Below are 11,876 nucleotides of genomic sequence, written 5' to 3'. Positions count from 1 at the left end.
CCGCCCCGGCGCTAGGAGCCGCGCATGTCGCACAACCTCAACCCCCCCCGCCGCAACTTCTATGGCCGCAGTCATGGCAAAACCATGCGTGCCAGCCAGAAGGAATATCTGGCCGAAGATCTGGGCCCGCTGACGCTGAAAGGCGTCTTCACCGAGGAAAACCCCGAGCGCCGCGAGATCAGCCTCGATTTTGCCGGGGGCAAGCCCCTCTGGCTGGAAATCGGCTTTGGCGGTGGCGAGCATCTGGTGCATATGGCCGCGCGCTATCCGGACGTGCATATCATCGGGGCCGAGCCGTTCATGAACGGCGTGGCCATGCTCTTGGGCAAGATCCGCCAAGCCGCAGTCGGCAACCTCTCGCTCTACCCCCGCGACGTGCGCGAGCTTTTTGAGGTGCTGCCCCCGGCCTGCCTCGACAAGGCCTTCCTCAACTACCCCGACCCTTGGCCGAAAGCCCGCCATCATCGCCGCCGCTTCGTGACGCAGGACCACCTGCAGCCGCTGGCCCGGCTGATGAAACCCGGTGCCGAGTTCCGCGTGGCGACCGATATCCCCGATTACGTCCGCCAAACCTTGGAAGAAGTGCCGCCCGCCGGGTTTGAGCTGGTCAAACAAGCCGGGCTTGGCGCGGCTTGGGAAGATTGGTTCTCGACCCGCTACGAGCAAAAGGCGCTGCGCGAGGGCCGCGATCCGCATTACCTGACCTTCCGCAAGCTGTAACGTCTGCCTCCGGCGGGAGTATTTTTATCAAGATGATGAAGCTTTGCGGCTTTCATCTTGATCTTAAATACTCCCCGCGGAGCGTCCCACATCAACCACAAGCGCCAGTGCTGGACGCATAGAACCGCTTGCGCTATCAGCGGGCCGATGCCTTGAGGGAGATGCGCATGTCCGGCCATGGTGAAGCCCAACCGATGATTTCGGCCAAGTCGGGGCCGCTCAGCGGTGTTGCCGCGGTGCCGGGGGATAAATCCATCTCGCACCGCGCGCTGATCTTCGGCGCGATGGCGGTGGGTGAGACGAAGATCACCGGGCTTTTGGAAGGCCAAGACGTGATCGACACCGCAAAGGCGATGCAGGCCTTTGGCGCCACCGTCACCCGCCACGGCGAGGGCGCTTGGTCGGTCCATGGCGTCGGCGTCGGCGGCTTCTCCGAGCCCGCCGATGTGATCGATTGCGGCAATTCGGGCACCGGCGTGCGGCTCATCATGGGCACGGTGGCCACCACGCCAATCTCGGCCACTTTCACCGGCGATGCTTCCTTGCGCAAACGCCCGATGGGCCGGGTGACCGATCCTTTGTCGCTTTTCGGCACGCAAGCTTATGGCCGCAAAGGGGGCCGTTTGCCGATGACCGTGGTCGGTGCGGCCAATCCGGTGCCGGTGCGCTATGCTTTGCCCGTCGCCTCGGCCCAAGTGAAATCGGCGATCCTCTTGGCGGGCCTTAACGCCCCCGGCGAGACCGTGGTGATCGAGCGCGAGCCGACCCGCGACCATTCCGAGCGGATGCTTTTGGGCTTTGGCGCGGAACTCAACGTCGAACAGACCCATGAGGGCCATGTCATCACCCTTCTCGGCCGGCCTGAGCTGCGCCCGCAAACGGTCGCTGTGCCGCGCGACCCGTCCTCGGCTGCTTTCCCGACCTGTGCGGCACTGATCGTCGAAGGCTCGGACATCCGCGTGCCGGGCGTCAGCCAGAACCTCACCCGCAACGGGCTCTACCTCACTTTGGTCGAGATGGGCGCGCTCATCGAGTTTGAAAACCCGCGGACCGAGGGCGGCGAGCCGGTTGCCGATCTGCGCGTGCGCTTCTCGCCCGATATGAAGGGCATCGAAGTCCCGGAAGAGCGCGCGCCTTCGATGATCGACGAATATCCGATCCTCTCGGTCGTTGCCGCCTTTGCGACCGGTAAAACCGTGATGCGCGGCGTCAAAGAGCTGCGCGTCAAGGAATCGGACCGCATCGATGCGATGGCGCGCGGGCTTGAGGCTTGCGGCGTCACCATCGAGGAAGAAGAAGATGTGCTGATCGTGCATGGCATGGGTGCTGGCGGCATGCCGGGCGGCGCGACTTGCGCGACCCATCTCGACCACCGCATTGCAATGTCCTTCCTGATCGCCGGCATGGCGTCGAAGAAGGAAATCTCGGTCGATGACGGCTCGCCCATCGTGACCTCTTTCCCGATCTTTGAGGGGCTGATGAACGGGCTTGGCGCCTCGATCCGGCGCGGCTGAGACGGGGCAGCGCATGATCTTCACGGTCGCCATCGACGGGCCGGCAGCGGCGGGCAAAGGCACGATCAGCCGGGCTGTGGCCGATCGCTTCGGCTTTGCCCGGCTTGACACCGGGCTGCTTTACCGGGCGGTCGGCGTGCTGGGGGGCGACCCAATCGCCGCCGCGCAGGGCCTGTGCGCGCAGGATCTAGAGCGCGGCGATCTGCGCACGCTTGAAGCTGGCCAAGCCGCCAGCCGCGTGGCTGTCATCCCCGAAGTCCGCGCCGCTTTGGTGGAATTTCAGCGCAAATTCGCCCGCCAATCCGGCGGCGCGGTCTTGGATGGCCGCGACATCGGCACGGTCATTTGCCCCGAGGCCGAGGTGAAGCTTTTCGTCACCGCCAGCGCCGAGGTGCGCGCCCATCGCCGCTGGCTTGAAGTCAATACCTCCGCCGATGCCCCGAGCCTTGCGCAGGTCTTGGCCGAGGTCAAAGAACGTGACGCCCGCGACATGAACCGCGCCGAGGCCCCGTTGCGCCCTGCCGAGGATGCGCTCTTGATCGACACCACCAAGATGGGAATCGATGAGGCGGTGACGGCGGCCTGCGATGCGGTCTTGGCCGAGCTCAAAGCCGCAACAGAGCGCAGCGCCAAAGCCTGACGCGCCCCCTCCCCCGCCTCGGCGCGCCAAAACCTGCCGAAACCCAAAGAAAACTGGGGTTTTGCGCAGGCAAGCCTTGCTTAATTGCCCCTATCAGACTAAGGACGCGACCACGAAGGGCCCCGGCTTAACGCTTGGGGCCTGACGCATTCCAAAGACCGGCGGAGCCAACCGCATGGCCAGTATACACTCGTAAAGGAAACAAACTCGCATGTGCGCAGCTAATGCTATGGACGAATTCGAAGCCCTCTTGAAAGAGAGCTTTGAGATTGACACCCCCGAAGAGGGCACGGTTGTCAAAGGTAAGGTCATCGCGATCGAAGCGGGCCAAGCCATCATCGATGTCGGCTACAAGATGGAAGGCCGCATCGACCTTAAAGAATTCGCAAATCCCGGCGAAGCCCCCTCGATCAACGTGGGCGACACCGTGGAAGTCTATCTGGACCGCGTTGAGAACGCTCGCGGTGAAGCCCAGATCAGCCGTGAAAAGGCCCGCCGCGAGGAAGCCTGGGATCGTCTGGAAAAAGCCTATGCAGCCGAGCAGCGCGTCGATGGCGCGATCTTCGGTCGCGTCAAAGGCGGCTTCACTGTGGATCTCGGCGGCGCAGTGGCCTTCTTGCCCGGCAGCCAAGTCGACGTCCGCCCCGTGCGCGACGCTGGCCCGCTCATGGGTATGAAGCAGCCCTTCCAGATCCTGAAAATGGACCGTCGTCGCGGCAACATCGTTGTCTCGCGTCGTGCGATCTTGGAAGAATCGCGTGCCGAACAGCGCGCCGAAGTCATCGGCAACCTGACCGAAGGCCAAGTGGTCGACGGTGTGGTCAAGAACATCACCGAATACGGTGCCTTCGTTGACCTCGGCGGCGTTGACGGCCTGCTGCACGTCACCGACATGGCTTGGCGCCGGGTCAACCACCCGTCCGAGATCCTGTCGATCGGCGAGACCATCAAGGTCCAGGTCATCAAGATCAACAAAGAAACCCACCGTATCTCGCTCGGCATGAAACAGCTGCAGTCGGATCCGTGGGACGCTGTTGAAAAAGCCTACCCGATCTCCTCGGTCCACAAAGGCCGCGTCACCAACATCACCGATTACGGCGCCTTTGTTGAGCTGGAAGCCGGTGTTGAAGGCCTCGTCCACGTCTCCGAGATGTCCTGGACCAAGAAGAACGTCCACCCCGGCAAAATCGTTTCGACGAGCCAGGAAGTTGACGTCATGGTTCTGGAAATCGACAGCGCCAAGCGCCGCGTTTCGCTGGGTCTCAAGCAGACCATGCGCAATCCGTGGGAAGTCTTTGTCGAGAAGTACCCGGTGGGTGCGACCATCGAAGGCGAAGTCAAGAACATCACCGAATTCGGTCTGTTCGTTGGCCTCGACGGCGACATCGACGGCATGGTTCACCTCTCCGACCTGTCGTGGGATCAGCGCGGCGAAGAAGCCATCCAGAACTACCGCAAGGGCGACGTTGTCCGCGCTTCGGTCACCGAAGTTGACGTTGAGAAAGAGCGCATCTCGCTCTCGATCAAAGCCTTGGGTGAAGACACCTTCACCGATGCAGTTGACGGCGTGAAACGCGGCTCCATCATCACTGTCGAAATCTCGGCTGTTGAAGAAGGCGGCATCGAGGTGGATTACAACGGCCAGAAGTCGTTCATCCGCCGTTCGGACCTGAGCCGTGAGCGTGGCGACCAACGCCCCGAGCGCTTCCAGGTTGGCGACAAGGTTGACGTTCGCGTCACCAACATCGACCCGAAAACCCGCAAGCTGGGCCTCTCGATCAAAGCGCGTGAAATCGCTGAAGAGAAAGAAGCCGTCGAGCAATACGGTTCGTCCGATTCGGGCGCCTCGCTGGGTGATATCCTTGGCGCAGCGCTCAAGGGCGGCAACTGATCCTAGGGTTGCATTTCCCTTAAAAATTAAAAGGCCCCGCTCCACGCGGGGCCTTTCTTTTTTCGTCAATTATGTTTGACTATTCGCAAGTGCCTAACGCAAGTACCCGTTTTCATTTGTCAGACGGCGAAAGTTGAACTTATAATCACTTTAGAAAACAACGTGGCGGCCGCTGCCAGATGGACCGGCCACAAGGGGGACCATGGATGATCCGGTCTGAACTGATCCAAAAGATTGCGGATGAAAACCCGCACCTGACCCAAAGACATGTTGAGCGGATCGTGAATACGGTCTTTGAAGAAATCATCGAGGCGCTCGCCAAAGGCGATCGGGTCGAGTTGCGTGGCTTTGGCGCCTTCTCGGTAAAAGCCCGCGATGCCCGGCAAGGGCGCAACCCGCGCACCGGGGAATCGGTGCAAGTCGATGACAAGAAGGTGCCGTTCTTCAAAACCGGCAAGCTTCTGCGCGACCGGCTGAACGGCCGCTAAACGCGCCCCCTTTCGGCGCCGCATGGTTTCGTGACCCGCGCTAGGCTTGCAGAGCCTGGCGCGACGTCCGATAAAGGCTCTGTTCATTTTGCGGGGTGGGGCGATGCTGCGCTATCTAAGGATCCTGTTTATCGCGGCCACGGGGCTGGTGCTTTTGGTGCTGGCCTTGGCCAATCGCGGCGCCGTCTCCTTGCGGCTTCTGCCCGAGGATTTGGGCGGCCTTCTGGGCCTCAACCTCACTTGGGACATCCCGCTCTTCGTGGTGATCTTGGGCGCTGTGGCGCTTGGCGTCTTCATTGGCTTTGTCTGGGAATGGTTCCGCGAGATGCGGATCCGCGCCACCGCCCGGGGGACGGCCCGTCAAGTCTCGCGACTGGAACGTGAATTGGCCGTGCTGCGCGACGGCAAAGACGCCCCCCGTGATGAGGTGCTGGCAATCCTCGAAGACGGCCGCAGCTGATGGCCGAAATTCGCGTGAAGGTCTGCGGCATCCGCACCGATGCCGATCTCGCCGCTGTTGTTGCAGCCAAAGCCGCCTATATTGGGCTGAATTTCTTCCCAAAATCGCCGCGTTTCGTGACGCTGGAGGAGGCGCGCCTTCTCACCCATGCCGCGCCTGAGGGCCTGTGCAAAATCGGCCTCGTCGTCGATGCCGATGACGCAACATTGGACGCCATTGTCGAGGCGATGCCGCTCGACATGCTGCAACTCCATGGCAAGGAAAGCCCCGACCGCGTGGCCGAGGTCAAAGCCCGCTACGGCCTGCCGGTGATGAAGGCCGTGGGCGTGGCGGATGAAGGCGACCTTGCGGCGGTTTTCGACTATTCACTGGTGGCCGATCAGATTTTGGTCGATGCCAAGGCGCCCAAAGACGCGGTGCTGCCCGGCGGCAATGGCCTTGCCTTCGACTGGCGGTTGGTCGCGCAACGCCGCTGGTTGAAGCCCTGGATGCTGGCAGGCGGCCTGACGCCTGCCAACGTGGCCGAGGCGATCCGCCTCACCAATGCGCGGCAAATCGACGTTGCCTCGGGCGTCGAATCCGCGCCCGGCCAGAAAGACGCCGCAAAAATTGCCGCCTTCACCAAGGCCGCCCATATGGAAAAAGGCGGCGTGCCGATCCTGCGGTGACGCCTCTGGCAACCGGCGAGAGCCGCCTTGCGGCGGCATGCCTCCGGCGGGAGTATTTATCTCAAGATGAAAATACTCTCACCTGATCCAAATACTCCGGGGGTGAGGCGCGCAGCGCCGAGGGGGCAGCGCCCCCTTTCCCTTTGCCGCCAAGGGCGATAGATCAAAGGCCTTGGCAGGGAGTTGGGTGACATGGCCGAAGACGGTATGAACAGCTACATGACGGGCCCCGACGAACAGGGCCGCTTTGGGATTTTCGGCGGGCGCTTCGTCTCTGAGACTTTGATGCCGCTGATCCTCGATCTTGAGGAACGCTATGAACATGCCAAGACCGACCCAAGCTTCTGGGCCGAGATGGATGACCTGTGGCAAAACTACGTTGGCCGTCCCTCGCCTTTGTATTTCGCACCGCGCCTCACCGAGCATCTGGGCGGCGCCAAGATCTATCTCAAGCGCGAAGAGCTGAACCATACCGGCAGCCATAAGATCAACAACGTCTTGGGCCAGATCATCCTCGCTCGCCGCATGGGCAAAAGTCGCATCATCGCCGAGACCGGTGCGGGCCAGCATGGTGTGGCCACCGCAACGGTTTGCGCCAAGTTTGGCCTCAAATGCGTGGTCTATATGGGCGCGCATGACGTCGAGCGTCAGGCCCCGAACGTCTTCCGCATGCGTCTTCTGGGCGCTGAAGTGGTCCCGGTCACCTCGGGCCGCGGCACGCTGAAAGACGCGATGAACGACGCTTTGCGCGATTGGGTCACCAATGTGCGCGACACCTTCTACTGCATCGGCACCGTCGCCGGCCCGCATCCCTACCCCGCCATGGTGCGTGATTTCCAAGCCATCATCGGCCGCGAGACCAAACGCCAGCTCGCCCAGCAAGAGGGCGAGGGCCGCCTCCCCGACACGATCATCGCCGCCATCGGCGGTGGCTCAAATGCCATGGGCCTCTTCCACCCCTTCCTTGACGATCCTTCGGTGAAGATCATCGGGGTTGAGGCGGGCGGCAAAGGCGTGGATGAGCGGATGGAGCATTGCGCCAGCCTCACCGGCGGGCGTCCGGGCGTCTTGCACGGCAACCGCACCTACCTTCTGCAAGATGCCGATGGCCAGATCCTTGAGGGTTTCTCGATCTCCGCCGGCCTCGACTACCCCGGCATCGGCCCCGAGCATGCTTGGCTGCATGACATCGGCCGCGCGGAATATGTCTCGGTCACCGATACCGAGGCTTTGGCGGCCTTCCAACTGCTCTGCGAAACCGAGGGCATCATCCCCGCGCTGGAGCCGAGCCACGCCTTGGCCCATGTCACCAAACTGGCCCCGACCCTGCCGAAAGACCATATCATCGTGGTCAACCTCTCGGGCCGCGGCGACAAGGATATCTTCACCGTCGCCAAGCACCTTGGCTTCGACATGAAGGTCTAAGCCTTTCAAAGCGCAGTGAAATAATAAAGGCCCGCAGCGAAAGCTTGCGGGCCTTTTGCTTTAACGCAAGATAGGCGGCTGACCTTTGGGCGTGGCCTCGACCAGCCCATAGCGCAGGCCTGCGCCGATGCGATGGGCGAGCACCGACCAAGCCTCCGCCGTCTCGGGCGCCAATTCGCGCCGCAAAGTGGCGTCGAAAAGGGCAAGCCAAGGCTCAAACATCCCCGGTCGCACATTGCCGGCGCGGCGGTGGACGGCCAAAGGATTGCCCTCATAGCCGCGCTCATAGAGGATCGCATTGGCCCAAAAGGCCACGATCCGCGCCTCATGCGCGGGCCAATCGGTGACATGGGCGGCAAAGACCGGACCCAGCCCCGGATGGCGGCGCACCGCATCGTAAAACGCCGTCACCACGGCGCGAATCTGATCCTCGGTCACGGCAAAGCGGGCCAGCGGGCTTTGCGGCGACTGAAGGGCCGGATCAGGGGGCAGCATTGGCCTGCAAAACCTCAAGCGGAACGACGTGGAGCGTGTTGATATGGGTGGCGGCGAGGTTCACTTGCGGTGCCGCCCCCTCATCATGCGCCTGCAAGAACCGCGCCGCGCAAAGGCACCAGCGATCACCGGGCTTTAACCCCGCAAAGCCGTATTCGGGGCGCGGGGTCGACAGATCGTTGCCCAGATACTTGGACAAAGCCAGAAATTCCGCCGTCATCACCGCGCAAACCGTATGCAACCCGCGATCTTGCGGGCCGGTGTTGCAACAGCCATCACGGAAAAACCCGGTCAGGGGTACGGTCGAGCATGCCTCAAGCGGGCCGCCCAGAACATTGATCGAAGGCTCTTTCATATGGCCAATTGTGGCGCGAATGCCCGCCCCTGTCCATGGCGCGCAAGCCAAGCCGCCCCCCTGCATCTCAAAGCGCCACTCCTCTGGACCGCGCGCGGCCAAGCGCATATAAGCGCGCCATGCGTCCAGGCCGGTTCCCCTTGCGAATTATCGGCCCGGCGGCCTGATTTGGCCGTCGGGGCAAATTCCGTCCGACCTCTTTACCGCCATCCTTTGCAGGAACCGCCTCCATGTGCGCCGATACGCCCGACACCACCGCTCCTGATTACCGCGACACCGTCTTTCTCCCCGAGACCGATTTCCCGATGCGCGCAGGCCTGCCGCAGCGTGAGCCGGAATGGCTCGACCGTTGGGCCAAGATCGGCATCTATGACCGGCTGCGCGAGAAAGCCGGCCGCCCCTCTTTCGTGCTGCATGACGGCCCTCCCTATGCCAATGGCCATCTGCACATCGGCCATGCGCTGAACAAAATCCTCAAGGATTTCATTGTGCGCAGCCAGCAAATGCTGGGCAAAGACAGCCGCTATGTGCCGGGCTGGGACTGCCACGGCCTGCCGATCGAGTGGAAGATCGAAGAGCAATACCGCGCCAAGGGGCTGAATAAGGACGAGGTGGACACTGTCGCCTTCCGTCAAGAATGCCGCAAATTCGCCGAAGGCTGGGTTGATATCCAGCGCGAGGAATTCAAACGTCTCGGCGTCACCGGCAAATGGGAAAAGCCCTATTTGACGATGGACTACCATGCGGAATCGGTCATCGCACAAGAGTTCATGAAGCTCTTGATGAACGGCACGCTGTATCAAGGCTCGAAACCCGTGATGTGGTCTCCGGTCGAGAAAACCGCGCTGGCCGAGGCTGAAGTGGAATACAAAGACCACACCAGCCACACGATCTGGGTGCGTTTCCCGGTTGTTTCGGGGGCTGAAGGCCTGGCCGATGCGAAAGTGGTGATCTGGACCACCACGCCTTGGACCATCCCGCAAAACCGCGCCGTGGCTTACGGAACCGGCATTGCTTACGGCCTCTACCGCGTTGATACGGTCGAGGAAAAATCGACCGCTGTGGCGGGTGAGCTTTTGGTGCTTGCCGATGCTTTGGCCGAAGGCGTCAAGACCTCGGCCAAGATCGAAGGCTGGACCCGTCTGCGCGATGTGGCGACGTCTGAATTCGAAGGCGCGATCCTTGCCCACCCCTATCGCGGGGCCGAAGGCGGCAATGGCGAATGGGACTACGATGTCCCTATGCTGCCGGGCGAGCATGTCACCGATGATGCGGGCACGGGCTTTGTCCACACCGCCCCCAGCCATGGCGAAGACGACTATGTGCTGGGCCTGAAGTTCAAGCTGCCGATGACCTATAACGTCATGGAAGACAGCGCTTACCGCGCCGATCTGCCGATCTTCGGTGGCCAAGCCGTCTTTGACCAAAACGGCAAAGAAGGTCCGGCGAACGTCTCCAACATCAAGCAGTTGGCCTATGCTGGCGCGCTTTTGGCCAAGGGCAAGGTGAAACACTCCTACCCGCACAGCTGGCGCTCGAAAGCGCCGGTGATCTTCCGCAACACGCCGCAATGGTTTGCCGCGATCGATGCCAAGATCGAGGACGGCCAAAGCAGCTATGGCGATACGATCCGGGAGCGCGCGCTGACCTCGATCCGCGAGCTCGTCGCCTTCACGCCCGAGACCGGCAAGAACCGTCTGCATTCGATGATCGAAGCGCGCCCTGATTGGGTGCTCAGCCGCCAACGCGCTTGGGGCGTGCCGCTGACCTGTTATGTCAAAAAGGGCGCCAAGCCGACCGACGCCGACTTCCTTTTGCGCAATGAGGACGTCAACGCCCGCATCGCCGCCGCCTTCGAGGCGGAAGGCGCTGATGTTTGGTATGTGCAAGGATTCAAAGAGCGGATGCTGGATGGCATCGTCGATCCTGCAGCATATGTGCAAGTGATGGATGTGCTGGATGTCTGGTTTGACTCCGGCTCGACCCATGCTTTCGTGCTGCGCGACCGTGAAGATGGCACGCCCGACGGCATCGCCGATCTTTACCTTGAGGGCACCGACCAGCACCGCGGCTGGTTCCATTCCTCGCTTTTGCAAGCCTGCGGCACCAAGGGCCGCGCGCCCTATAAAGGCGTGCTGACCCACGGCTTCACGCTGGACGAGAAGGGCATGAAAATGTCCAAATCGGTCGGCAACACCGTCGCACCGCAAGAGGTGATCGACGAATACGGCGCCGATATCTTGCGGCTCTGGGTGGCGCTTTCGGATTACACCGTCGATCTGCGCATCGGCAAAGAGATCCTGAAAGGCGTGGCCGACAGCTACCGCCGGTTGCGCAACACGCTCCGCTTCCTCCTTGGCAATCTCGCCGGCTTCACCGAGGCCGAGCGCGTCGCGCCTGCGGATATGCCCGAGTTGGAGCAATGGGTGCTGCACCGTCTGGCCGAGCTGGATGAAGAGGTCCGCAAGGGCTATGCGGCCTATGACTTCCAAGCCGTGTTCCAGAAGCTCTTCACCTTCTGCACCACCGATCTTTCGGCGGTCTATTTCGACATTCGCAAGGATGCGCTTTACTGCGACACGCCCGACAGCTTACGCCGCCGCGCCTGCCGCACCGTCTTGGACCTGCTCTTCGAACGGCTGACCACTTGGACCGCACCGATCCTCGCCTTCACCATGGAAGAGGTCTGGCTTTGCCGCAACCCCGGCGAGGGCTCCTCGGTCCATCTGCAAGACTTCCCCGAGACGCCCGCCGCTTGGCGCAATGACACTTTGGCCGCGAAATGGGACGGCATCCGCGCCGCCCGCCGCGTCGTCACCGGCGCTTTGGAGGTGCAGCGCACCGCCAAGGTCATCGGTGCCAGCCTCGAGGCCGCTCCGGTGGTCCATGTCGCCGATACCGCGATTCTCGCCGCGCTGAACTCGGTCGATTTCGCCAATCTCTGCATCACCAGCGGCATCAAAGTGACGGCAGAAGCCGGTCCCGAGGGCGCCTTTGCTCTGGCCGATGTGCCGGGCATCTCGGTGGTCTTTGACCATGCACCGGGCGAGAAATGCCAGCGCTGCTGGCAAATCCTGCCCGATGTTGGCAGCCACAAACACGCCGGCACTTGCCAGCGCTGTGATGAAGCCTTGGGCTAAATCAAGCGGCGAAAGATCGGATCAAGGGGGGCCTCGCGCCCCCCTTTTTCATATCCGCAAACTCTTGATCGGCAATAAAA

11 protein-coding genes are annotated in these 11,876 nt (G+C 62.0%); 9 read left to right on the top strand and 2 right to left on the bottom strand.

Annotated elements, in window-relative coordinates; all coding sequences use genetic code 11:
• The first annotated feature begins 24 nt into the window (after nucleotides 1–24).
• From trmB to trpB, 8 genes are all read left to right on the top strand, one after another.
• Entirely contained in the window at nucleotides 25–720 is a 696-nt protein-coding gene (gene trmB / locus Q9295_RS06905) for a tRNA (guanine(46)-N(7))-methyltransferase TrmB (protein ID WP_306679788.1), read from the top strand.
• Between the two features lie 167 nt (nucleotides 721–887).
• The gene (aroA, locus tag Q9295_RS06900; RefSeq protein WP_306679787.1) at nucleotides 888–2,234 is read left to right on the top strand and encodes a 3-phosphoshikimate 1-carboxyvinyltransferase; all 1,347 of its coding nucleotides are present in this window, start codon (nucleotides 888–890) and stop codon (nucleotides 2,232–2,234) included.
• A gap of 13 nt (nucleotides 2,235–2,247) precedes the next feature.
• Nucleotides 2,248–2,874, top strand: a complete 627-nt coding sequence (locus Q9295_RS06895) for a (d)CMP kinase (RefSeq protein ID WP_306679786.1) — start codon at nucleotides 2,248–2,250, stop codon at nucleotides 2,872–2,874.
• A gap of 211 nt (nucleotides 2,875–3,085) precedes the next feature.
• A complete protein-coding gene (gene rpsA, locus Q9295_RS06890) occupies nucleotides 3,086–4,765 on the top strand; it encodes a 30S ribosomal protein S1 (protein WP_306679785.1) in 1,680 nt (559 codons plus the stop codon).
• 206 nt (nucleotides 4,766–4,971) lie between these two features.
• Nucleotides 4,972–5,253 (top strand): integration host factor subunit beta, encoded by a 282-nt coding sequence (ihfB, locus tag Q9295_RS06885; protein ID WP_306679784.1) that lies wholly within the window; start codon nucleotides 4,972–4,974, stop codon nucleotides 5,251–5,253.
• A 103-nt stretch (nucleotides 5,254–5,356) separates the two neighbouring features.
• Nucleotides 5,357–5,713 (top strand): LapA family protein, encoded by a 357-nt coding sequence (locus Q9295_RS06880; protein ID WP_306679783.1) that lies wholly within the window; start codon nucleotides 5,357–5,359, stop codon nucleotides 5,711–5,713.
• The gene (locus Q9295_RS06875) at nucleotides 5,713–6,381 is read left to right on the top strand and encodes a phosphoribosylanthranilate isomerase (protein ID WP_306679782.1); all 669 of its coding nucleotides are present in this window, start codon (nucleotides 5,713–5,715) and stop codon (nucleotides 6,379–6,381) included. The genes Q9295_RS06880 and Q9295_RS06875 overlap by 1 nt, the downstream gene beginning before the upstream one ends.
• Before the next feature lie 192 nt (nucleotides 6,382–6,573).
• Entirely contained in the window at nucleotides 6,574–7,806 is a 1,233-nt protein-coding gene (trpB, locus tag Q9295_RS06870; protein WP_306679781.1) for a tryptophan synthase subunit beta, read from the top strand.
• Nucleotides 7,807–7,866: 60 nt separating this feature from the next.
• Here trpB and Q9295_RS06865 read toward each other — a convergent pair whose 3' ends face one another.
• On the bottom strand, nucleotides 7,867–8,301 hold the full coding sequence (locus tag Q9295_RS06865; protein ID WP_306679780.1) for a group III truncated hemoglobin: 435 nt from the start codon (nucleotides 8,299–8,301) through the stop codon (nucleotides 7,867–7,869).
• Nucleotides 8,288–8,656, bottom strand: coding sequence for a DUF2237 family protein (locus tag Q9295_RS06860; RefSeq protein ID WP_306679882.1), 369 nt, complete (start codon nucleotides 8,654–8,656; stop codon nucleotides 8,288–8,290). The genes Q9295_RS06865 and Q9295_RS06860 overlap by 14 nt, the downstream gene beginning before the upstream one ends.
• 230 nt (nucleotides 8,657–8,886) lie before the next feature.
• On the opposite strand from Q9295_RS06860, the gene ileS reads away from it, so the two are divergent.
• Nucleotides 8,887–11,796 carry an isoleucine--tRNA ligase gene (gene ileS, locus Q9295_RS06855; RefSeq protein ID WP_306679779.1) on the top strand — a complete coding sequence of 970 codons (2,910 nt, stop codon included), beginning with the start codon at nucleotides 8,887–8,889 and terminating at the stop codon, nucleotides 11,794–11,796.
• The last annotated feature ends 80 nt before the right edge of the window (nucleotides 11,797–11,876 follow it).

Origin of the sequence: Pseudogemmobacter lacusdianii, from assembly GCF_030848395.1 — a bacterium.
In the GTDB taxonomy this organism is placed as follows: Bacteria; Pseudomonadota; Alphaproteobacteria; order Rhodobacterales; family Rhodobacteraceae; genus Pseudogemmobacter; species Pseudogemmobacter lacusdianii.
Note: the sequence above shows the minus strand (reverse complement) of the source record. Positions and strands in the feature narration are given on the sequence as shown.